Genomic DNA, 23,394 nt, shown 5'->3' on the forward strand with positions numbered 1-23,394 from the left:
CTTCCTCCTTCCAAGGTTTGTCAACGCGGGCCGCCAATGCCAGCGGCAAACGTCGCGCTGCGGCCCGCATCGAAAAACCTTCAGGCTTGCGGACATCGCCCTGTTCCCGAGCGAAAGGGCAGGAGCAGTCCATTGCAGGATAGGGCCCTTCAAGGATCGCTGAGCGCAAGTGGCGCTATTGCACCGCTTCTGCGAGCTGTCTGCAATACTATGTAAGCGTACGCGCATCCAAGTTGGTCACGCCGAGCAGGAGCCCTTGCCACGGGGGTGATCGGACGCACCATTGAGAGAGAGGCGACCGAGCCAAGCCGAACGAGCGGGCGCGGCGGGCGATCTCCACGTCCGACAGAGAGGCGGTTATCGAGACAATGACGGCCAAGCCAGCGGTGGCTGGCTTCGACTTTCAGCGACTCCGACCGGACCTGTGCGAGGCTCTCGAGCAGGGCCTGCCGCCGAGACGCGTAGAGACGCTTCATGCGCCGCAGATGCCGAATATAGTGCCCCTCGCGCAGGAACTCGGCCACCGCGCCTTGGAGCGCTAGGGCTGGAGCCGGCGCCAGGCAGGCGCATACGTCACCGAACCGGCCAGTCAGTTCGATGGGCGCAACGACGAACCCGAGGCGCAGAACTGGGCTGATCGTCTTGCTGAAGCTGCCAATATGCAGGACCCGTCCACCGTGATCGAGCGAAGCGAGCGCTGGAGCCGCCCGGCCGGTCAGCTGCAGCTCGCTCAGATAATCGTCCTCGATGATCCAGGCGTCGCTCCGCCGAGCCCAAGCGAGCAACGGAAGCCTGCGGGTCAGCGACATCGTCATCCCGAGCGGCGCATGTTGCCCTGGCGTGACGATCGCCAGCGCTGCGTCTTGAGCGCTCCGGATGCCGGAAGCCACATCCAGGCCTTCGGCGTCGACCGGAACGGTCGTCACGGTGATGCCGGCCAGGTCGAGCGCTTTGCGCGTGATCGGGAAGCTCGGATCCTCGATCAAGGCTCGCGATCCCTCGACCTGCAGAGCGCGCACCGCCAGACCGATCGCCCCGGCATAGCCTGCCGTGATGAACACCTGGGCGGGACTGCACCGAAGACCCCGCGCGATCCCGACATAGGCCGCGATCTCCTTTCGCAGCTGCGGATCACCCCGGGGATCGGGATAGCTGACCGGCGCGGTCGCCGCCCGCCGCGCCGCTCGCGCGAAGACGCGCGACCACAGCTTGAACGGAAAGGCGTCTTGCCAGGGCACGCCCATCTGGAAGGGCAGGGGCGGCGTTCCATAGGGATGGAACAGCTCCGGCAGGGGCGGCACGTCTGATGACCACAAGGGTGCCGACGAAGGCGACGGGCCCTCGGCGACGCGGGTGCCCGCCGCGCCGGCGCCGACCGCGAACTGCTCGTCGATGAGGCGCTGGTACGCGACGCGTACGGTGCCGTGCGAGACGCCGAGCTGAGCGGCCATGTCATGCCAGGAAGGAAGCTTTGCGGGTCTAGCCGCCCCGTCTCGATGGCGTCGTAAAATCCTATTTTGATGACGGTTGGGGGCGCTCACAGCCGAACGAGCAGGCATGGGAGGCAAAACGGCCGGACTACGGGAACAGCGGCTGAGGACTGGGACTGCTCTGCAAGAGCGGAATGGTGAGGGTGCAAAACGACCGTCAACACAGCGACGCCGCAATCGGTGACGCCTATCTTGTTGGCAGTTAGGGCCTCGTTAGCTCCCGGGCCCTGCTCCGGGGACAAGGCCGAATGGGTCAAGCCCGACCTTGTCGGTCGGGTGAAATTTTGCCGCTCAATTTCCTCGACGAGACCTGACTGCCTTCAGCAGTGCGCGCTCGTCAGTGTGAGCATTTCGAAAAGTCGCCACTACCTTTTCCGCCAGGATTTTGCCCGTTGGCTTAAAGGGTCGAGGTCTTCGTCTGCGCAAATCTGATCGAAAACGCGCTGGCAAATAGCCAAATCATGAGGACTAAGGCAGGTGCGATTGGTACGCTGGCGCTGCGGCATGTGCGAACCCTCAGGCCCGCTGCCCGTGCAGAGCAGCGGGCCTTTACAGCCAGACTGGAGAACGGAGGAGAGTTCAGTCTGCTCAAAAAACGTTTGATGTGGAGTGCTTGTTCCCGGCTAACGAAGTTGGTAATTTTCGTACAGTGCGCCACCTGGGGCCGATTGCCTTCCCGCAAGCAGTTAGCCGTTCAACTGTTTCAATGATAGCCTTGGCAAGGGCCTCACCCTCATGCATGGGCTCTTGGCCATAAGAGCAGGAAGACAGCCTCCTCGATCGGCAGCACGCCGGCCGGGCAGGTCTCCTCGATGCCACGCGCACCAGAGCCAGGGCGGCCAGGCCTTGCGGACTTGTCTTCGGCATCGATGGTTTGATCTGCGTTCGCTAATCCGCCTCATCTCTGAGCGAAATCTTTTTGCGGCGGACAGACATCCAGTCGGCGATCGTATCGGCGTCCACGGTGATTAGCCCGCCAGCTTTCACGGTCACCTTTCGATTTTCCTCGTCGACCCGCGTGACCTCGCCAATGAGCTGGAGCTCGTCACCTGGTTTGGACTTTTTAGGAGCAGGGATCGAATGCGGAAAACCATAGGAGGGGATGCTGACGCTAGCTCTTTCGTCGTCCAGGAGCTTCAGCACCGTCACGGTGATCGCCACCTCATCGCCGATATTGATGTCCGCAATTTCCCAAGCCATGCCCATGATTCTGGAGCGGCTTTGACGGTAGTCAAGGGATTGCTAATATGCGGAAAATGCCAACGCCGCCAGCGTGCACCTTGTTTCGGAACCGATTCCAACCAGCGATATTGATTCAAATCGTAGTGTCTGGAGTGCGGGCGCATGCTTCCGTCACAACGCATTTCGGGTAGGCTTGCAACCAAGGTCGCTTCTGGCGTGAACCGCCTGCGGCAGTTAAACTGTCCGAGTTGAAAACGGCCGGAGCCCGATTGCTCAGCCGATCAGCAACACGGTTGTGGCGCAGCATCACCGAAGCAGAGGAATGCTGGCCCTCTGTCTTTGCTTTGCGGAGAGCCTGCTTCGCGACGCACAAACTTTTCTGATGCAGTGCGGTTTGGCCTTCGCACCTGCACAGAACTATGCAAAACCGTCACCGCTGGAACTTGACCCAAGGGAATGTGCCGATGAGTGTGGCGGTCGAAACAAAGGCGTTGACGCCGCCGGACATTGCGGCCCGAAAGCACAAGAAGCCGATTGTCTGCTTAACAGCGTATACAACGCCCGTTGCGCGCCTCGCCGATAGGCATTGCGACGTGGTCCTGGTCGGCGACAGCGTCGGCATGGTGCTTCATGGCCTGACGTCAACCCTCGGGGTTACGCTGGAGATGATGATCATGCACGGCAAGGCCGTGCGCCGCGGTCTTGAACGGGCGCTGATGGTCGTCGACATGCCGTTCGGCTCCTATGAGGAGGGCTGCGAACAGGCCTTTCGCAACGCCGCCCGGCTGATGGCGGAGACCGGATGCGCCGCGGTCAAGCTGGAGGGCGGCGAGAGCATGGCTGACACCATCCGCTTTCTCACTGCCCGCGGCATCCCCGTCATGAGCCACGTCGGGCTGACACCGCAAGCGATCAATGTGCTTGGCGGCTACAAGGTCCAGGGCAGGGGCGGAGACGGCGACAGGATTTTGCGCGACGCTGTTGCTGTTGCCGAATCCGGCTCATTCTCCGTTGTGCTGGAAAAGGTTGCCGAGCCGCTCGCACGAAGAATAACCGAGGAGGTTACGATTCCAACCATCGGGATCGGCGCCTCCGCCGCCTGCGACGGCCAGGTTCTAGTAGTCGACGATATTCTGGGCATGTTCACCGCTTTTCGTCCGAAATTCGTCAAGCGCTATGCCGAACTGGGCTCAGAGGCCGAAGCTGCCATTGCGGCTTACGCGGATGATGTGCGGGAAGGGCGCTTTCCGGCGGCCGAACATCTCTTCGCCGACGCGCCGCAGGCCGGAGAAGCCGCGTGAGCGTGCCGATCGTCCGCACCATTGCCGAGCTTCGTACCGTTGTGGCGGGATGGCGCCGTTCTGGTGCCAATATCGCCGTGGTGCCTACGATGGGAGCCTTGCATGAAGGGCATTTGAGTCTCGTGCGTTCTGCGCTTCAAAAGGCCGATCGTGTGATCGTGACGCTGTTCGTCAATCCCAAGCAGTTCAACAGTGCCGCGGATCTTGCCGCCTATCCCCGCACGGCAAACGAAGACGCTGCAAAGCTTACGCCGCTGGGCGCCCACCTGCTTTATGTTCCCGATGCGACTGCGATGTATCCTGACGACTTCGCCACGACCGTATCCGTGTCCGGCGTCAGTGAAAGCCTGTGCGGTGCGTTCCGGCCTGGCCATTTCGATGGGGTGGCGACCGTCGTTGCAAAGCTCTTCCTCCAGACCGGCGCTGATTTCGCCTTTTTCGGAGAGAAGGACTTCCAGCAGCTTCTACTTATCAGGCGCATGGTCCGGGACCTGGATATTCCGATCACCGTCGTCCCCTGTCCGACAGTCCGGGAAGCCGATGGTCTCGCTTTGTCATCGCGCAATATCCGGCTCTCGCCGGCAGAGCGCGCCGTTGCCCCAAGGCTAGCATCGGTCCTACTCGATACGGCGTCGGGGCTCTCGAACGGCTCTCCCGTCCTGCCAACGCTTGCCGAAGCGCGCGCAGCGATCCTGTCCGCAGGCTATCGCGAGGTCGAGTACCTGGAACTCCGTGGCGAGGCAGATCTGCAACCGATAGCAAGCCTGGATCGGCCGGCACGCCTGTTTGCAGCGGCCTGGCTCGGCGAAACGCGGCTCATTGATAACGTCAGAACACTGCCGTCTCCCCTTCTCGTTGACAAGCCGCCGTCATCAATCGGGCATGCCTCCACCCGTGCCGACGGTCACACCGCAACGCCAGCATTAAAGGATGAGCTTGTAGGCTCTGGCAAGCGGCGCTACCCCTGACCAACTCCGCCCTGTTAGCGCTGGATCGCCCCCTCTGGATGAATCACCGCAGCAGGGCGCCGGAAATGCCCGCTGATGCTCGGCGGTTCGGTTCGTGGTGAGCATCACCGTCCTGCCATGTCGGGCTTGGCGACCTCACCCTATTTCAGCAGTTTGATCAGGACAGTGAAAGCCGCGTCGATGTCAGCGCGAACCGCAGCCCGGACCGCCTCCGCGTTGCGGTCTCGCAGCGCTGCAAGCATCTCCTGATGGTGCTGGTTGGCGGTCGAATAGTTTCCGGAATCGTGCAGCATGTTGAAATAGGGACTGATCTGAAGCCACAGGTTCTCGATGATGTTGAGCATGTTTTCCGAGCCCGCGGCTCGATAGATGGAGAAATGGAAGGCGTAGTTGGCCCTGAGGTAGGATTTGACGTCGCCGGCGGCATTGGCCTGTTCGAGTGCGTCCAGATGCTGGCACAGCAGCGCCACGCTGGCATCGTCCATTCGCTCGGCCGCCCATGCGGCGGCGATCGCTTCGATCTCAAACCTGACGTTCCTGAGATCGATGAGTCGCGCGCGGCTTAATGCGGGGATACCGATTGAACGGCCCGAAACCACCATCAGGGCGTTGGCGGCGCTCAGACGCCGCAGTGCCTCGCGAACCGGCATCGGGCTGACGCCGAAAGCGTCGGCAAGGCTCTGCACCGTCACCATCTCACCTGGAACGATACTGCCGTCGAGGATCAATTCGGTAACGTGCCGGTAGACCCTGTCCTGCAGGGTTTCCCTGGACAGCGGTGTGATCTCGACGCCCGGCTTCCTGAATGCCGCCCCAGCCATCTCTGCCTACCTTTCCCCATACGGGCGACGCTCTTGTCCTACCCGGCGCCTGTGCCCGAAATGCAAGGTTCGGATTGCCGCGTCAAGCGCCGGCGTATCCGGCTTTTACCTATTAGCATTTCATCATTGATCTTTGATCAAATCATGATACGTTCAGCTGCATCGAATGACAAGGAGTACGTTTCGTGCCCTTGGGAGGCATTTGGTCGTCTGAACTGGGAGGAGTTTCGAATGGGTATCGGATCGAAAGCCCGGCGGCTCGCGCTGCTTGCCGGCATGGCTGTTTGCGCTTTTGGGATGTCGGCCGCCGAAGCGGCCGGAAAGCACAAGATATTTCTCAGCATGAGCTTCATCGGCAATGATTGGCAGGCCGAGGCCGCTAACATGGTCAAGGCGATGGCGTCGCACAAGAGCATGGCCGACAAGGTGGACCTCCAGGTCCAGGTTGCGGGGCCGAACGCACAGCGCCAGATCCAGCAGATCAATGCCATGGTCCAGGCAGGCGCCGAAGCCATCGTGATCTTCCCGATCTCGCCGACCGCGCTCAACCAGGTGGTGAAGAACGCCTGCGATAAGGGCGTGAAGGTGTTTGCCTATGATGCCGAGATCACGGAGCCTTGCGCCTACAACGTCCATATCGACCAGGAAGAGGCTGGCCGCGTAACGGCGGAGTGGCTGGTCAAGAAGCTCAATGGCAAGGGCAACATCATCGCGGTGACCGGCGTTCCCGGTACCTCGGTCGATGATCTGCGCACCAAGGCCGCGAAGGAGGTGTTTGCCAAGCATCCCGACATCAAGATCGTCGGCGAGGCTGTCGGCATGTGGAGCCAGGCGGTGGCCCGTACCGAACTTTCCAAGATATTGGCGACGCGCAGCTGGGACGACATAAATGGGCTGTGGATGCAGGTCGGCTGCTTCACCGCCAATTCCATGCAACTCGAGGCCGGCAAAAAGGTCAGCGAACTCCTGCCTTGCGCCGGCGAGGGCTCCAATGGCGGGCGCATCCAGATGCTGCCGGAGGGCACGGAGGTCGAGGGCGCAACCTCTCCCTATGCGCCGCTCGGCGCGCCGCGCATTTCCTACGCGTCGCCGCCTTATTCCGGTGCGCTGGCCCTCAAGCTTGCGGTCGAGGCGCTTGACGGCAAGGAGGTTGCCAAGAAGACGATCCTGCCACTGCCGGTCGTCACCAACGAGACGATAAAGCTTTGTGAGAAGGCACCTGGGCGGAGATGAAGGCGGGCTGCAACGCGTTCAAACCGTCGCTGGTCTCCAATCCCGGCTGGTTCGCCTCGATCTTCTCCGACCAGACACCTGAAATCGGTCTCGCGGCCGCCCTTGTCGGCCAGCCCGAGGAGTAAGGCTCTCCGAAATGGGGCGTGGGGTGCCTTTCGAGGCGCTCCACGCACCTTTCATGCAGGCCGGGACTGGGATCATGATGTCAGCGCATTCGACAGCTGTCGGCATAGAGGGCGTCCGCAAGGCGTTTGGCGCAACAGTCGCCCTCGATGGCGTCTCTTTCGAGATCGTTTCAGGCAGCGTGCACGCGCTGCTCGGCGAAAACGGTGCGGGCAAGTCCACGCTCGTCAAGCTGCTGTCGGGACTGGTGCGGCCCGACGAAGGGCAAATCACCGTTCTTGGTGAACCGGCGCCGCTCGGTTCGCCGCGCGCCGCGCACGCCAAGGGCGTGCAGACAGCCTTCCAGGAAATGACGCTGGTGCGCGATCTCAGCGTTCTCGACAACATGCTGCTGCCCTACGCGCCTGTCGGCCCGCTCGGCCTGATCAAGCGGTCGGCCGCGCGCAAGGCGGTGCGCCAGCACATTTCAGGTCTCGGCTTTTCGGTCGATCTCGACGCCGAAGTGGCAACGCTCGATCTCGCCGTCCGGCAGAAGATCGAGATCGCGCGCGCGCTCTATCGCAAGCCGCGCATCCTCCTGCTCGACGAACCGACCTCGACGCTGTCGGGCGGCGATGTCGAATGGCTGGGCGGCATCATCGCGCGACTTAAGGCCGCCGGCACAACGGTCGTGTTCATCACCCATCGCATGCGCGAGGTGCGGGCCTTCTGCGATATGCTGACCATTCTCAGGAACGGCCATCATATCGTGACGGCGCCGGTTGCCGACGTCCCGGATGGAGAAGTGATCGAAAAGATCATCGGTCGCAGCATCGCCCAGACCTTTCCGCCGAAACCCGAAAGCGAGGCCGTCTTCGGTCCTCCGGTGCTCGGCGTGCGCGATCTCAAGGCCGGGAGGAAGCTCGACGGCGTCGGTTTCGACCTGCGCAAGGGCGAGATCCTCGGCATTGCCGGGCTTCAGGGCATGGGCCAGCTCGACCTGTTCCTCGCCTGCTTCGGCATGGCCGAGATCGAGCGCGGCCATATCCTGGTCGACGGCCGCATGGTTTGGCTTGGATCGCCCGCCGATGCGCTCAAGCCCAACATGGCGATCGGGCTGGTACCCGAGGACCGCAAGACCGAAGGCCTGTTCCTGAAACTCTCGGGCCGGCAGAACGTATCGCTGCCGGTCGTCGCGCGTTTTACCCGATTTGGCCTGATCAGCAGGCACGAGGAGGCGCGGGCCGTACAGTCCGCCTTCTCGACGGTCGAGGTCGACCACCGCGCCATGTGGACTAGGGCGGGGGCGTTTTCGGGCGGTAACCAGCAGAAGATCGCCATCGCCAAATGGCTGGTCGCCGAAAGCCGCATCCTGCTGCTCTTCGACCCAACCCGCGGCATCGACGTCGGCACCAAGCACGAACTCTATGTGATGATGCGCGACTATGTGGCGGCCGGCGGCTCGATCCTTCTGCATTCAACCGAAATTCCCGAGCTGGTCCATCAATGCGACCGGGTGCTCGTCCTCTATGACGGTCGCCTGGTGGCGGAGCTTGCCGGCAACGACATCACGGAAGGCGCGATCATGCGACCGGCGCTGGGACACGGCGACTTGGTCCGGGAGGCGGCGGAATGAGCGTGACGAGTTTGCCCGCCGCGGCACCGGCCACGACATTGTCGCGGCTTCTCGCGCGGCACAGCGGCGCGATCATCGCGGCGATCGTCTTTGCGGTGCTCCTGCTTATCGTCGATCTGGTCAGTGCCGGGCGGCTCACCTATTTCGACATTTCGTTTCTCTCCAGCGGCGGCGCCACCTCGGCACTGGCGGCGATCGGCCAGACCGTGGTCATCCTGTCCGGCGGTTTCGACCTGTCCGCCGGCGCGGTGATCTCGCTGGTCAATGTCGTCCTGGCAAAAGGCATGGATCCGATGGCGACCGGCACCAGTGTCGCGCTGTGGACCTTGGCCGGAATTGGTGTCGGCATGCTGGTCGGCGCCTTCAACGGCTTCTTCATCGCCGTCCTGCGCATGCAGCCAATCGTCGTCACGCTGTCGACCATGTTCATCCTGCAGGGGGTAACGCTGCTGGTTATGGACAAGCCGGGCGGCTTCGTCTCTCCCGATCTTGGCGCCTTCTATCTCGGTGATGCCATCGCCGGCTGGATACCGATGCCGCTGGTGGTTATTGGTGTCGTCCTGCTCGGCTGGTTCTGGCTCAAAGGCACACGCTTCGGGACGGCTCTCTATGCGATCGGCAGCGATCCGGATGCGGCCGCTTCGGTCGGCGTGCGCGTCGTTCTCGTGCGCTTCCTGGTCTATGTCATAGCCGGCGGCTGCTACGGGCTCGCCGGCGTTTTCATCAGCGCCCAGACCGGCAGCGGCGATCCGCTGGTCGGCAACCCGTTGTTGCTGTCGATGTTCGCGGCGGTCGTTGTCGGCGGTACAAGGCTGGGCGGCGGTCAAGGCGGGCCGGTTGGCACCGTCTTTGGCGCCTACATCCTGATGATGGTCGTCAACATCCTGCTCGTACTCAACGTCTCGGCCTATTATTCGACGATCGCCGAGGGCACGATCCTCATCCTTGCCGTGCTTGCCGGCTCGCTGTCGCATGGCTCCGTGCTCGCCCGCCAACTGCGTGCGCTACGGGCGCGGTTGGCCGCATGGCGCGCCGGAATGCTGCCCTCGCAGATCGATCGCACCGACCGGCGGCTGAGGATCGCGCGTGGCAGCACCGACGATCAGCAGGCGCCGCATCCGGCCTTCCATATCCGCAATGCCGAGACGCTGCGTTATGCGCTGCCGGCCTATGTCTGCCTGGCCGTCGTCGTGATCGTCACCCAGATCTGGCTCGGACGCGCCATCGTCAACGTCACCTACTGGAACTCGCTGTTCGTGCTGTCGAGCTTCCTCGCCGTCCTGGCGCTTGGGCAAGGTAGCGTAATCCTCACCGGTGGGCTCGACCTGTCGGTGCCGTGGACGATCGGCCTCTCGGGCATCCTGCTTGCCGGCATGGTCAACGGATCGGATGCTGCACTTGCCTATGCGCTGCCGGCGGTGCTGCTCATCGCGTGCCTGATCGGTCTTGCCAACGGCATCGGTATCGTCTTCCTCGGCATTTCGCCGATCGTGATGACGCTGGCCGTCAACGGCATTCTGCAAGGCGTCGCGCTGCTCTACTCGCAGGGTACGCCGGCCGGCTTCTCCTCGCCGATGCTGCGCTGGTTCATGACGGGGAAGATAGTCATTGTGACGCCGGTGGTGCTGTTGATGATCGCATTCGTCGTCTTTGCCGTGCTGCTGCTCGGCCGCACCGCTTTCGGCCGCCGGGTTTACGGCATCGGCAACAGCCTGCGCGCCGCCCAGCTCTCCGGCATCGCGGTCGGGCGCACGCTCATCCTCGTCTATGTGCTGTCGGCGGTCTGCGCCGGGCTCGTCGGCATCATGCTCACCGGCTTTTCCGGCCAGGCCAGCCTCGGCATGGGTGACGATTATCTGCTGCCCTCGATCGCCGTTGTCGTGGTCGGCGGTGCGCTGATCACCGGCGGGCGCGGCCATTATCTCGGCATGCTGGGCGGCGTGCTGCTTTTGACCGCGTTGCAGATGCTGCTCGCCGGCACGACGCTGCCTTACGCGACGCGGGCGATCCTGTTCGGGCTGGTGGTGCTCGGTGCCGTCATGGCGCTGCGCGAAAGGCGGATTCAGTGAAAGGAATGGAATAATGAGCTCAAGCGCACCGGCATCGGCGGACGAATTCCTGACCGGGCTCAAAGGCCAGCGCGTGCTGGTGACGGCGGGTGCCGGCGGCATCGGGTTTGCCATTGCAGAGACGCTGTCGAGGCTCGGCGCGCGTGTCGTGATCTGCGATATTTCCGACGAGGCGCTGGCCGCTGCTCCAGAGAGAATTACGCTCGCCGCCGCAGTCAAAGCCGACGTCTCGCGCGACGACGATGTCGACCAGCTGTTCGAGACCGTCAAGGAGAAGCTCGGCGGGCTCGACGCCCTGATCAACAACGCCGGCATTGCCGGGCCGACCGGTGGCGTCGATGAGATCGATCCGGCAGACTGGCGGCGTTGCATAGACATTTGCCTGACCGGCCAGTTCCTGTGCGCGCGGCGTGCCGTGCCGCTGATCAAGGCGGCGGGCGGGGGCTCGATCGTCTCGATGTCTTCCGCCGCCGGCCGCCATGGCTACGCGTTCCGCACGCCGTATTCGGCTGCCAAGTTCGGCGTTGTCGGCCTGACCCAGAGTCTTGCCAAGGAACTCGGACCGCATGGGATCAGGGTCAACGCCATCTTGCCCGGCATCATCGAAGGGCCGCGCATCGACAAGGTCATTGCCGACCGGGCAAAGCAGCTCGGCGTTTCAAACGAGGAGATGACGCAGCGCTATCTGCAAAACATCTCGCTGCGCCGCATGACCAGCCCATACGATGTTGCCGCGATGGTCGCCTTCCTGCTTTCCGATGCGGGCGTCAATATTTCCGGCCAGTCGCTCGGCGTCGATGGCAACGTCGAGACACTCTGAGGGGGAGATCATGGCGAAGGTAGCAATTGTCGGAAGCGGCTTCATCGGGCGAGCGTGGGCGATCAGCTTCGCTCGTGCAGGCCATGATGTGCGCATGTGGGACCAGGCGCCGGCCGCGGCCAGCGGTGCGCGCGACTATATCGCTGGCGTGCTCGGCGACCTTGCCGCCAACGATTTGCTGCGGGGACAGGCGGTCGATGCCGTGCTCGGCCGCATCACCATTGTGGCGGAGCTTGGCGACGCCTTGGCCGATGCCGTCCACGTCCAGGAGAACACGCCGGAAAACCTCGAGGTGAAGCGTGACGTGTTCTCCCGGATCGACGCCCTTGCCGGTCCGCAGGCGGTGATCGCCAGTTCCACCTCGGCGCTGTTGCCGTCGAAATTCACCGATCATCTTGAGGGGCGCCATCGCTGCCTCGTCGTGCACCCGATCAATCCGCCCTATCTCATCCCGGCAGCGGAGGTGGTGCCGGCGCCATGGACTTCTGCCGACACGGTGGAAAGGACCCGCGCGTTTCTTGTCGAAGCTGGCCATGCGCCATTGGTGATGAAGCGCGAGCTCGACGGCTTCATCATGAACCGCCTGCAAGGCGCGCTGCTGGAGGAGGCGTTCCGGCTTGTCTCCGACGGCTATGCCAGCGTCGAGGACGTCGACACTGGCCTGCGCGACGGGCTGGCGCTGCGCTGGTCGTTCATGGGTCCGTTCGAGACGATCGACCTCAATGCACCAGGTGGTGTGCGCGACTATGTCGAGCGCTATCAGACGATCTATTCCAACATTTTCCCGCAGATGCTGCGCCGCGTCGACTGGGCCGGCGAGGTCATGGAGACCGTCGAGGCCGATCGCCGCAAGCGCCTGCCGCGGGAAGAACTCAGCGAACGACAGGTCTGGCGCGACCGCCGGCTGATGGCGCTGGCAGCGCACAAGAAAAAATCGGATCAGGAGTTTGGACGATGACGGAAACAAGCCGCAAGCCCGGCGCCCAGCAACCCAACGGCAAGGTGATCATCACCTGCGCGGTGACGGGAGCGATCCATACGCCCACCATGTCGCCTTATCTACCGATCACGCCAGACCAGATCGCCTCGGAGGCGATTGCGGCGGCGGAGGCTGGTGCGGCGATCCTGCATCTGCATGCCCGCGACCCCGAGACCGGCAAGCCCGACCAGACGCCGGAGGCGTTCGCGCGTTTCCTGCCGCGCGTCAAGCAAGGCACCAATGCCGCCATCAACATCACCACCGGCGGCAGTCCCTACATGAAGGTGGAGGAGCGTGTGCGCCCCGCCGCCCAGTTCAAGCCGGAAGTCGCCTCGCTCAACATGGGCTCGATCAATTTCGGGCTCTATCACCTCGTAGACAAATACGAAACGTTCAAGTTCGACTGGGAAAGACCCCACCTGGAAGCGACGCGTGATCTGGTCTTCCGCAACTCGTTCAAGGACATCGAATATATACTGGCGACCTGCTACGACAACGGCACGCGCTTCGAGTTCGAGTGCTACGACATCGCCCATCTCTATAACCTCTCCCATTTCGCCGATCGCGGGCTGGTGAAACCGCCGTTCTTCGTGCAGTCGGTGTTCGGCCTGCTCGGCGGCATCGGCACCCATCCGGAAGACGTCGCCCATATGAAGCGCACCGCCGACCGGTTGTTCGGCGAGCAGTTCCGCTGGTCGGTGCTGGGTGCGGGCGCCAGCCAGTTGCGCATCGCGGCGCAATCGGCAGCGCTTGGCGGCAACATCCGCGTCGGGCTTGAAGACAGTCTTTGGGCCGGAAAGGGCAAGCTTGCCAAGTCAAATGCCGAGCAGGTGGTGCTTGCCCGCAAGATCATCGAAGGCCTCGGCATGGAAGTGGCAACGCCCGATGAGGCCCGCGAAATCCTGTCATTGAAAGGCGGCGACCAGGTCGCGTTCTGACCGGTCTCTGCAAGTTCGAACAGAGGAGGACGGCATGAAGATCGAAGTCGTGGTGGACGTCAAGACCACGCTGGGCGAGGGACCGCTGTGGGACGTTGAACAGGAGCGCCTCTATTGGATCGACAGTTTCGACGGGCGCGTGTTTCGGGCAACCGCGGACGGGAGCGAGATCCGGTGCTGGGACGTGCCGATGAAGATCGGTTCGATGGCACTGCGCAAGGACGGCGGTGGCGCGGTGGTATCGCTGCAGCGCGGTTTCCATCTGCTTGATTTCGCCACCGGCGAGGTGACGCCGATTCACGATCCGGAGCCGGACAGGCCGATGAACCGGCTCAATGACGGAAAGGTCGATCGGCGCGGCCGCTTCTTCGCCGGCTCAATGGACACGATGGAAGAGGGACCCTCCGGCGGGCTCTACCGGCTCGATCCGGATTTCTCCGTTACCAGAATAGATTCCGGCATCATCTGCTCGAACGGTCCGTGCTGGAGCCCGGACGACCGCACCTTCTATTTCGCCGACACCTGGACCGGCGAGATCTGGGCCTACGACTATAATATCGAAACGGGTGCCGCCAACAACCGGCGCACCTTCACCCGCGTCGATACCAGCCGGGGAGGGGCGGCTGACGGCTCGACCGTCGATGCGGAAGGATTCCTGTGGAACGCGCTGGTCTATGACGGCAGGCTGGTGCGTTACGCGCCCGACGGCAGCGTTGATCGCATCATCGACATGCCCGTCAAGAAGATCACCAGCGTCATGTTCGGCGGGCCGAAGCTCGACACCCTGTACGTCACTTCGATGGCCAAGCCGCCGCTGCCGCGCTTTCCAAGCGACGGTGTCTTGCGCGGCAGCCTTTTTGCCATCACCGGCCTGGGTGCAACGGGAGTTCCGGAGCCAAGATTTGCCGCATAAATCGGTGCTTAATGGCGATCATCCTCCCCGCCTCTTGGTGCCACCCCAACCTCCCGCCGCAGGGCAACCGGCGCTGGAAGCTCGTGCCGTGCGGTTCTGGCGTGGGGTCGTGTCAGGAACTAAGAGCACCAATGGCGGCAGCACGGCAGGCGCTGCGCGAGCCATCACCAGTCCCGTGTTGAGGGCATGTGGGTTTCCGCCATCAACCGCTTCGTCATCGACCACAAGCTGCAGTCATAGCCCTTCGTATGGACCGACGATCCCGACAAAATCATCACCGCCGCCGCACGCGGGCACCAGGTGCAGGAGTCGATCCATAGCATTGGCTATAGCAGTGTGGCGATCCGCGAATGTCCACTCTCCAGCAACCGGCCAATAGGCAAGTTCGACCCCAAACAGACGTCGTCGTCAGTCTTTCGCTAGTCGAGAGCTGCCGCGGGCGTATTGTGCTAGTGCCGCGGGATGCTCTTCGGTCATTGGCTTCACACGGTCGGGGCTTTCCTCAACCAGCCTTGCCGCCGCAGACAGCCTTATTCCTGTCGTCACAGCAACGTCCGGCATCGTTTCCAGTTGCGGCTGCCTACAGCAAGTGGAGGTGTTCTGGGCGTTGCGTCTTGGACAATATCGGCGGCGCACTCGCAAAACGAACCCAGGCGAACGGACGAGGGCCTTTGGAAGCTGCCCTGTCACTGCCTCGTTTCCATTTGGCGGGCGCCCGACATTTGCGGAAAGCCCGGAAAGCCCGGATATTCCGGAATAAAGGAGTCTCGCCGATGAGCACCACCGTCACCGCCGCCGCCGTCTCGAAAAATTTTGGCGCCTATCAGGATGCCGCGGTCCGCGACCCGGTAATCATCACCAAGAACGGTCGCCCGCGCACGGTGCTGCTGGCCTATGAGGATTTTGTCCGGCTGTCGAAGCGCGACCGGCGGGTCGATCTGACAGCGGAGCTCGGCTCGGACGAGATCGCCGCGGTCGAAGCCTCTGAAATGGAGCCGGATCTCGACCATCTCAACGACGAGCTCTCTGGGTCAAAACCCTCGGGTCGAAACCCCTCGGGGCAAAAGGCCTGACGGCAAAAAATGCTACCGGCTGAAATCAAGGTCGGCCACGTCTTCCGTTACTCCTACCTCTGGCATTGGCAACACCGCGAAGGCCGCGAGGAAGGCGACAAGGACCGGCCCTGCCTGGTGCTCGCGCTGGTCGCCATGCAGGAGGACGGCTCGTCGGTCGTCCGGGTCCTGCCGATCACCACGCCGCCGTCCGATCCCGATGATGCCATCGAGATTCCGGCTGCGGTCAAGCTGCGTTTGCGGCTTGACGGCGAGCGGTCGTGGATCGTTTTGACGGAAAGCAACCGGTTCGCCTGGCCTGGCCCCGACATCCGGCCGCTGGAGACGGAGAGCGGCTATTGCGGGCCGCTGCCGCCGGCTTTGTTTACCGCGGTCAAGCGCCGGTTTGTCGCCATCGCGACAAGCCAGGCGCACACCAGCACGTCGCGCACCGCGCGACGCCGGCAGGCGCTGCGGCATGCCGGGCGGCATCAGGAGGTGGAGTGCCGCGGACTGGAGGGCGCGCCCCGTCATCTGGCGGGGAAGCGGAGCGGCCGTTCAGGCCTCTACTACTATTGTCGGCGCGCCGGGCCTGGCATGGCCGATGATGCGAGCCAAAGGATAGCCGTCCGCGACGATCCTCTCGACGAGCGCCGCTGCGCGGTCGGTCTCGCAAGCAACCAGCAATCCGCCCGAAGTCTGTGGATCCGTGAGAAGATGGCGTCGCCACTCGGGCATGCCGGGAGGTAAGCTTACCGCGTCGCCATAGCTCGCCCAGTTGCGCCGCGATGCGCCGGTAACGTGGCCGTCGACCGCGAGCGAGGCAGCTTCGGAAAAGAGCGGCACGTCGTGGTTGCAAATTATCAGCGTGCACCCGGAACCGCGTGCCATCTCGAGGGCATGTCCGAGCAAGCCAAATCCGGTCACGTCGGTGACGGCGTGGACGCTCGCGTCCTGCGCCAGCTCCGATCCGATCCGGTTGAGAAGGGTGGTGGAGGCGATCATTTCGCGATAGCCGCTCTCGGAAAGCGCCTGCTTTTTGATGGCGGCGGAGTAGATGCCGACGCCGAGCCCTTTCGTCAGGATCAAGGCGTCACCCGGCCTGGTGTCAGAATTGCGTCGGATATCTCCGGGTCGGCATGTGCCGATGACTGCGAGGCCATAAATCGGCTCCGGCGAGTCGATCGAGTGGCCACCTGCAACCGGGATTCCGGCGTCGGCGCAGACAGCTTCGCCACCTTTCAGGATTTCGCGGACCATGAGCATCGGGATCTTGTCGAGAGGCATCCCGAGGATCGCCAGCGCCATGATCGGCCGGCCACCCATCGCATAGATATCGGACAGGGCGTTGGTTGCGGCAATCCGGCCGAAATCGTAGGGGTCATCTACCATAGGCATGAAGAAGTCGGTGGTCGCGATGACGCAAGTCGCGCCGTCGAGTTGCCAGACTGCCGCATCGTCGCCGGTCTCCGTGCCGACGAGAAGCTGATGATAGGGACTGGCAGCCGCCGGATTAGCGAGAAGCTGCTGCAGCACTGACGGTGCCAGCTTACAGCCGCAACCGCCGCCATGGGCGAGGCTGGTCAGGCGCACAACGGGCGCATCCGTTATTTCGGGCGAGAGGGCAATTGCCATAGTCGTCGAGCCTCCTCTGCTGGCACGCTTTAGTGGGGATCAAGGTCAACCGGAATGGAAAATACGATCGCGCCAACGCACGGCGCGTTTGGAGCACGCTTGCTCTCGGCGGATTTCATTAAGTTAGGAAAGGCAAGCACCGTATCCGGCGTGCGAGGCATCGCCGTCATTGGGTATCGATCGAAAGGCGCCCCGACCCGCGGGAGCTGTTTCATCGCCACGCTCTACAGTATGGTAATGCGTTCGTTTTCGTCAATCGCAGTCGCGGTCACGAAAAGATGACAAGAATATTCAACAATAATACACAAAGCCGATTTGCGGGCACAAGCCTGTTGCAGGAAGGCGGTTCGGAGGGGCACTTTTGCTGCACCGTACGCACCTCGTTCTTTGGCATTGATTTTATTTGGTCCGAGACTAGTTAGTCGGATTGAACCGTTGGTTCGAGTTGCCTTGTGGGGCATCGGCTTCGGGAGAAACCCATGAACATCGATCTTTCTCGACGCGCGTTCCTGCAAACAGCAGGCGCGGGTCTCGCCGGTACTACGCTTGGAGCCCTCGGCTTCGGCGATAGCGAGGCCGCACACGCGGCGGCTATACGGCCCTTCAAGCTCGCGAACACCACCGAAACACGCAACACCTGTCCATACTGCTCGGTGGCTTGCGGCATAATCTTGTATTCGAAGGGCGATCTCAGAAAGGGCGAGCCGGCCGAGATCACCCATATCGAGGGTGACACTGATCATCCGACCAATCGCGGCACCTTGTGCCCCAAAGGGTCGGCCCTGCTCGGATTTGTCAAGTCGCCGACCCGTCTGCAACATCCGATGATCCGCAAACCGGGCTCGGACAAGTTCGAGCCGATAAGCTGGGAAGACGCACTCGGCCGCATCGCCCGTCTGATGAAGGACGATCGCGACAAGAACTTCGTCGCGACGAACAATGACGGCGTGACGGTCAACCGGTGGATCACCACCGGCTTCCTCGCCGCCTCGGCTTCGACCAATGAAACCGCGTTCGCGACCTACAAGGTGGTCCGCAGCGCGGGCATGCTGGTGTTCGACAACCAGGCACGTGTCTGACACGGCCCGACGGTGGCGAGTCTCGCCCCAACATTCGGCCGCGGCGCAATGACCAATTCCTGGACCGACATCAAGAACACGGATCTCGTCGTCATCATGGGCGGCAATGCCGCGGAAGCGCATCCTTGCGGCTTCAAATGGGTCACAGAGGCGAAGGCCAACCGCGGCGCCAAGCTCATCGTCGTCGACCCGCGCTTTACGCGCTCGGCTTCGGTGTCGGATCTTTACGCGCCGATCCGCCAGGGAACGGACATCGCCTTCCTGCTCGGGCTGATCAACTACTGCATCCAGAACGATAACGTGCAATGGGACTATCTGAAGGCCTTCACCAACGCGACGTATGTCGTCAAGGAGGGCTTCACCTATCAGGACGGCCTCTTCGCCGGCTATAACGAGACGAAGCGAGACTATGACAAGTCCAGTTGGGACTATGACATAGGCACGGACGGCTTTGCCGTTGTCGACGCGACATTGGCCAATCCCCGCTGCGTCTGGAATCTGCTCAAGAAGCATGTCGCGGTCTACGCGCCGGAGATGGTCGAGCGCATCTGCGGCACACCCAAGGACCGGTTCCTGAAGGTGGCCGCGATGGTCGCCGAGACATCGTCTCCGACCAAGGCGATGACCTCGATGTACGCGCTCGGCTGGACCCAGCACTCGAAGGGCTCGCAGAACATCCGCGCCATGGCGATGCTGCAGCTTGTTCTCGGCAATATCGGTATACGCGGCGGCGGCATGAACGCGCTTCGCGGTCACTCCAACATCCAGGGGCTGACCGACCTCGGGCTGATGTCGAACCTGCTGCCTGGTTATCTGACGCTGCCGACCGAGAAGGAGGTCGATCTGGCAGCCTACATGTCGACCCGAGGCTTCAAGCCGCTCCGGCCGAACCAGATGAGCTACTGGCAGAACTACAGGAAGTTCTTCGTAAGCTTCCAGAAGTCAATGTGGGGCAACGCGGCAACGCCGGAGAACGGCTTCGCCTACGACTACCTGCCGAAGCTCGACCTGCCGGGCTACGATCTGCTGCGGGCTTTCGAGCTGATGCACCAGGGCAAGATGAACGGCTATTTCTGCCAGGGCTTCAACCCGCTACAGGCAGCTCCCAACAAGAAGAAGGTGATCGAGTCCCTCTCGAAGCTCAAATACCTCGTCATCATGGATCCGTTGGACACGGAGACGGGCCGGTTCTGGGAGAACCACGGGCCGTACAACGATGTCGATCCGTCGCAGATTCAGACGGAAGTCTACCAGCTTCCCTCCACCTGCTTCGCCGAGGACGACGGCTCGCTGGTCAATTCGGGGCGCTGGCTGCAGTGGCATTGGGCCGGCGGCACGCCCCCCGGCGAGGCCAAACGCGATACCTGGATTATGGCGCAGCTCTATCTGCGCCTGAAGGAGCTCTACACCAAGGAAGGCGGCGCCTTCGCCGAGCCGATCGTCAAGCTCAACTGGCCTTATGCCGATCCCGGCGATCCGACGGCCGAGGAGCTTGCCCAGGAGATCAATGGTAGGGCGCTCGCCAGGGTAACCGACACGGCCGACCCGACAAAGGTGCTGGCCGAGGCCGGAAAGCTCTTGCCGGGCTTCGCCGCGCTGCGCGACGACGGCTCCACCTCCTGCGGCTGCTGGATCTATTCCGGCTGCTTCAACGAAAACGGCAACAACATGGCCAGGCGGGACACCACCGATCCTGACGAAACCGGCGCCTATTCCAAATGGGCGTTCTCATGGCCTGCCAACCGCCGAATTCTCTACAACAGGGCGTCGGCTGACCTCACCGGAAAGGCTTGGGATCCAAGCCGCAAGGTGATTGAATGGGACGGCACGAAATGGTCGGGCTACGATGTCCCCGACATCTTGCCAACGGCAAAGCCCGATCAAGTAGGCCCGTTCATCATGAATCCGGAAGGCGTCTCGCGCCTCTTTACCCGGGGCATGATGCGCGACGGACCATTCCCGGCGCATTACGAGCCATTCGAGTCGCCCATCGCGAACCCGATAGCTCCCAAAGTTCGCGGCAACCCCGCAGCGCGGGTGTTCGAAGGCGATATGGCCCAGTTCGCCGAATCGGCTTCGCAGGAGTTCCCCTACGCGGCGACCTCCTACCGACTGACCGAGCATTTCCACTTCTGGACCAAGCACGTCATCACCAATGCGGTGATGCAGCCGGAGTTTTTCGTGGAAATTTCGGAACAGCTTGCGGCCGAGAAGGGCATCACCAAAGGCGGCTGGGTGCGCGTCTGGTCGAAGCGCGGTTCCGTTGTGGCGAAGGCCATGGTGACCAAGCGGATCAGGCCGCTCACCTGCGATGGCAAGACCGTCCACATCGTCGGAATACCGCTGCACTGGGGCTTCACGGGAGCGGCGAAGAAAGGCTTTGGCCCGAACATGCTCACCCCCTTTGTCGGCGACGCCAACATCGAGACGCCGGAATACAAGGCGTTCCTTGTCAACATCGAGCCCATCGCCGGGCCGGTAGCGTAGGAGGAGTAAGCGATGTTTCCTCCACTTCCAAATCCTTCGACGACGGATACCGCACCGCGTTTTTCCGACAAGGACCTCATCCGCCGCTCTGCCTCGACGGTTCCCGCGCCCGAGCAGCAATTGACGGAAGTCGCCAAGCTCATCGATGTTTCGAAATGCATCGGCTGCAAGGCATGCCAGACGGCCTGCATCGAGTGGAATGACACGCATCCGGAGATCGGCTTCAATGCCGGCGTCTATGAGAATCCTGCCGATCTCACGCCGGACATGTTCACGCTGATGCGCTACAGCGAATGGGACAATCCCGAAACGAACGAACTCGAATGGCTGATCCGCAAGGATGGCTGTATGCACTGCGCTGACCCGGGCTGCCTCAAGGCTTGTCCGGCACCAGGCGCCATAGTGCAGTATTCGAACGGCATCGTCGATTTCGTCCATGAGAACTGCATCGGCTGCGGCTATTGCATCAAGGGTTGCCCGTTCAACATTCCGCGCATCTCCAAAGTCGATCACACGGCCTACAAATGCACGCTCTGCTCCGACCGCGTGGCTGTCGGCCAGGGACCAGCCTGCGCCAAGGCCTGCCCGACCCAGGCGATCGTGTTCGGCACGAAAGACGAGATGAAACAGCACGCCGACGGCCGCATCAAGGACCTGAAATCGCGCGGCTATTCGAATGCCGGCCTCTACGATCCGCCCGGCGTCGGAGGGACGCATGTGATGTATGTGCTGCACCATGCCGACCAGCCGGAGCTCTATTCGGGTCTGCCGAAGGAGCCGAAGATCAGTCCGCTCGTGGAGGCGTGGAAGGGCGTGACCAAATATGCCGGCCTCACCATTCTCGGCGTGGCGGCCGGCGTCGGCCTGCTTCACCATCTGGTCATGGGACCGAACAGGGTCTCCGAGACGGATGAGGAGCATGCCGAAGAGCTGACGGAAGGCGACAACGATGGCCGCGTATGACGTGAAGCCGAACGAGCAGGTACATCCCGGCAAGCCAGTCATCGTGGACCGCTACACGGTGGGCGCGCGGATCAACCATTGGATCACGGCGGCCAGCCTGATCCTGCTCGCCTTGTCCGGCCTTGCCATATTTCACCCGAGCCTGTTCTTCCTGTCGGGGCTGTTTGGCGGCGGCCAGTTCACGCGCTTCATTCATCCATGGATCGGCGTCTTGCTCTTCTTCAGCTTCCTTGGGCTTTTCCTTCGGTTCTGGAAGGCCAATTTGTGGAGGCCCGAGGACGGAACGTGGCTCGCCCGTTTCCGTGACGTACTGTCCAATCACGAGGACAACGTCCCCGAAGTCGGCAAGTACAATGCCGGCCAGAAGCTCGTCTTCTGGTCAATGTCGATCCTCATCGTCATCCTGATTTCGAGCGGCATCGTCATCTGGCAACAATATTTCGCCGCTTACACCACGGTCGGTCAGCAGCGGGTGGCGCTGCTTGTTCATTCGATCGCTGCCGTGGCGATCATCGGTGTCTGGATTATCCATTTCTATTCGGCCATCTGGGTACGCGGCACCATTCCCGCGATGACGCGCGGACGGGTGACCGGCGGCTGGGCTTGGCGGCATCATCGCAAATGGCTGCGTGAACTGATCGCAGGCAAACCGGACGGACGTTCGGGATCGAATCCCGCCGAATGAGCGGGTATTTGTTTTTACGCAATTCCGGACGGAAAACCGTTATACACTTTTCGTGGAATTGCTCTGGAGCAGTATCAAGCCGACCACGTGGCCCGTGAGGTTCGTGAGGTTGAAATGCCAAAGCAACAAGATCCGTCACGCCCTGACCCGACTGTAATCGGCGAGGTCTCGGCCCCATCCTTTGCGCGCCTGCCTGATCCGCGGACCTTGTTCATTCGCCGCTCCGAGCGATTGGATGTGTTGGCGGATGACCACCAGCTCGGCCCCTATCTCCGCTTCCTCTCTGCACTGACGGATGCGCAGCACCGCATCCAGGACGGCTTGCCGGAGATCGAATTGCCGACCGCGGAGGCGCGCGAGCGCGCACGAACCTTCGGTATGCCGCCGCTCGATCGCGGCCAATTCACTTCGGATGCCGCCCTTGGAATGACGCTCGGCCGCCTGTTCGAAGTGGCAGCCACGATCGAAAAACCCAAGGCGGCCGCAGCCGCCTTGGACAGGCTGGCGAATATCGATGCGTCCGGGGTCGACTCCATGGTGCGCAATGTGCTCACCGATGCGATCCCAATGAACGCGCTTGCCGAGCATGTCTATGTCGCGGCCGCGCTGCAGGTTCACTTTGCCCGCCTCGCGGCATGTCTCGACAGCTCGAAGCTGGTTCCGGTTGCCGACGGCGCCTGTCCGGCCTGCGGTGGGCCGCCCGTATCCTCGATCATCGTCGGTTGGCACGGCGCACACGGGGCGCGGTTCTGCGTCTGCGCGCTGTGTGGAACATTGTGGAACCACGTCCGTGTCAAATGTACGCTGTGCGGCTCGACCAAGGGGATAGGCTATCAGGAAATCGAGGGAGGCCCTGGCACGGTCAAGGCCGAGACCTGCGATGCATGCGGCTGCTATGTAAAGATCCTGTACCAGCACAAGGATCCGGCTCTCGATCCGGTCGCCGACGACGTGGCGACGCTCGGCCTCGACCTGCTCGTCCGCGAGGGCGGCCATCGCCGCGGATCGTTCAATCCGTTCCTTGTTGGCTATTGAGGATAC

Annotated in this window: 19 protein-coding genes and 1 pseudogene; 16 read left to right on the forward strand and 4 right to left on the reverse strand. The window is 62.5% G+C overall.

Annotated elements, in window-relative coordinates:
- Positions 1-149: 149 nt before the first annotated feature.
- Together NKK47_RS30220 and NKK47_RS30225 are read right to left on the reverse strand one after the other, a co-directional pair.
- Positions 150-1,451, reverse strand: a complete 1,302-nt coding sequence (locus tag NKK47_RS30220) for an aminotransferase-like domain-containing protein (protein WP_352579355.1) — start codon at positions 1,449-1,451, stop codon at positions 150-152.
- 927 nt (positions 1,452-2,378) lie between these two features.
- Entirely contained in the window at positions 2,379-2,690 is a 312-nt protein-coding gene (locus tag NKK47_RS30225) for a hypothetical protein (protein WP_352579356.1), read from the reverse strand.
- Positions 2,691-3,136: 446 nt separating this feature from the next.
- Between NKK47_RS30225 and panB the strand changes: the two genes are divergently transcribed.
- Complete coding sequence (gene panB, locus NKK47_RS30230; RefSeq protein ID WP_352579357.1) at positions 3,137-3,973, forward strand: 3-methyl-2-oxobutanoate hydroxymethyltransferase; 837 nt, start codon at positions 3,137-3,139, stop codon at positions 3,971-3,973.
- Positions 3,970-4,941 carry a pantoate--beta-alanine ligase gene (gene panC / locus NKK47_RS30235; protein WP_352579358.1) on the forward strand — a complete coding sequence of 324 codons (972 nt, stop codon included), beginning with the start codon at positions 3,970-3,972 and terminating at the stop codon, positions 4,939-4,941. Before panB ends, panC begins: the two co-directional genes overlap by 4 nt.
- A 140-nt stretch (positions 4,942-5,081) precedes the next feature.
- On the opposite strand, the gene NKK47_RS30240 is transcribed toward panC, so the two are convergent.
- Positions 5,082-5,762, reverse strand: coding sequence for a GntR family transcriptional regulator (locus NKK47_RS30240; protein ID WP_352579359.1), 681 nt, complete (start codon positions 5,760-5,762; stop codon positions 5,082-5,084).
- A 231-nt stretch (positions 5,763-5,993) separates the two neighbouring features.
- Between NKK47_RS30240 and NKK47_RS30245 the strand changes: the two genes are divergently transcribed.
- From NKK47_RS30245 to NKK47_RS30295, 10 genes and pseudogenes are all read left to right on the forward strand, one after another.
- Positions 5,994-6,995, forward strand: coding sequence for a sugar ABC transporter substrate-binding protein (locus tag NKK47_RS30245; protein WP_352579360.1), 1,002 nt, complete (start codon positions 5,994-5,996; stop codon positions 6,993-6,995).
- Complete coding sequence (locus NKK47_RS30250) at positions 6,992-7,120, forward strand: hypothetical protein (RefSeq protein WP_352579361.1); 129 nt, start codon at positions 6,992-6,994, stop codon at positions 7,118-7,120. Before NKK47_RS30245 ends, NKK47_RS30250 begins: the two co-directional genes overlap by 4 nt.
- A 74-nt stretch (positions 7,121-7,194) precedes the next feature.
- Positions 7,195-8,733 carry a sugar ABC transporter ATP-binding protein gene (locus tag NKK47_RS30255; RefSeq protein ID WP_502905087.1) on the forward strand — a complete coding sequence of 513 codons (1,539 nt, stop codon included), beginning with the start codon at positions 7,195-7,197 and terminating at the stop codon, positions 8,731-8,733.
- Entirely contained in the window at positions 8,730-10,802 is a 2,073-nt protein-coding gene (locus NKK47_RS30260) for an ABC transporter permease (RefSeq protein ID WP_352579362.1), read from the forward strand. The genes NKK47_RS30255 and NKK47_RS30260 overlap by 4 nt, the downstream gene beginning before the upstream one ends.
- A gap of 13 nt (positions 10,803-10,815) precedes the next feature.
- Positions 10,816-11,622: an SDR family oxidoreductase gene (locus NKK47_RS30265; protein WP_352456099.1), complete on the forward strand. Its 807-nt coding sequence runs from the start codon at positions 10,816-10,818 to the stop codon at positions 11,620-11,622.
- A gap of 10 nt (positions 11,623-11,632) precedes the next feature.
- Positions 11,633-12,580 (forward strand): 3-hydroxyacyl-CoA dehydrogenase, encoded by a 948-nt coding sequence (locus tag NKK47_RS30270; protein ID WP_352579363.1) that lies wholly within the window; start codon positions 11,633-11,635, stop codon positions 12,578-12,580.
- Positions 12,577-13,539 (forward strand): 3,5-dioxohexanoate:acetyl-CoA acetone transferase, encoded by a 963-nt coding sequence (gene kce / locus NKK47_RS30275; RefSeq protein WP_352579364.1) that lies wholly within the window; start codon positions 12,577-12,579, stop codon positions 13,537-13,539. Before NKK47_RS30270 ends, kce begins: the two co-directional genes overlap by 4 nt.
- 34 nt (positions 13,540-13,573) lie before the next feature.
- A complete protein-coding gene (locus NKK47_RS30280; RefSeq protein WP_352579365.1) occupies positions 13,574-14,452 on the forward strand; it encodes an SMP-30/gluconolactonase/LRE family protein in 879 nt (292 codons plus the stop codon).
- Between the two features lie 773 nt (positions 14,453-15,225).
- Complete coding sequence (locus tag NKK47_RS30290; RefSeq protein ID WP_023678685.1) at positions 15,226-15,525, forward strand: type II toxin-antitoxin system Phd/YefM family antitoxin; 300 nt, start codon at positions 15,226-15,228, stop codon at positions 15,523-15,525.
- Positions 15,526-15,534: 9 nt separating this feature from the next.
- Positions 15,535-15,957 (forward strand): annotated as a pseudogene (locus tag NKK47_RS30295) (plasmid maintenance toxin (PemK-like)); the annotation flags it as partial.
- A 105-nt stretch (positions 15,958-16,062) separates the two neighbouring features.
- Here the strand turns inward: NKK47_RS30295 and selD are convergent.
- On the reverse strand, positions 16,063-17,139 hold the full coding sequence (selD, locus tag NKK47_RS30300; protein WP_352579366.1) for a selenide, water dikinase SelD: 1,077 nt from the start codon (positions 17,137-17,139) through the stop codon (positions 16,063-16,065).
- A 479-nt stretch (positions 17,140-17,618) separates the two neighbouring features.
- Here selD and fdnG point away from each other — a divergent pair, with 479 nt between their 5' ends.
- The 4 genes from fdnG to fdhE all read left to right on the forward strand — a co-directional run bounded on the left by fdnG (position 17,619) and on the right by fdhE (position 23,388).
- Complete coding sequence (gene fdnG / locus NKK47_RS30305; RefSeq protein ID WP_352579367.1) at positions 17,619-20,705, forward strand: formate dehydrogenase-N subunit alpha; 3,087 nt, start codon at positions 17,619-17,621, stop codon at positions 20,703-20,705.
- 12 nt (positions 20,706-20,717) lie between these two features.
- Positions 20,718-21,668, forward strand: coding sequence for a formate dehydrogenase subunit beta (gene fdxH / locus NKK47_RS30310; protein ID WP_352579368.1), 951 nt, complete (start codon positions 20,718-20,720; stop codon positions 21,666-21,668).
- Positions 21,655-22,353, forward strand: coding sequence for a formate dehydrogenase subunit gamma (locus NKK47_RS30315; RefSeq protein ID WP_352579369.1), 699 nt, complete (start codon positions 21,655-21,657; stop codon positions 22,351-22,353). The genes fdxH and NKK47_RS30315 overlap by 14 nt, the downstream gene beginning before the upstream one ends.
- Before the next feature lie 114 nt (positions 22,354-22,467).
- Entirely contained in the window at positions 22,468-23,388 is a 921-nt protein-coding gene (gene fdhE, locus NKK47_RS30320; protein ID WP_352579370.1) for a formate dehydrogenase accessory protein FdhE, read from the forward strand.
- Positions 23,389-23,394 lie beyond the last annotated feature (6 nt).

The sequence above is a fragment of the Mesorhizobium sp. M0019 genome, from assembly GCF_040323975.1.
Taxonomy (GTDB): Bacteria; Pseudomonadota; Alphaproteobacteria; order Rhizobiales; family Rhizobiaceae; genus Mesorhizobium.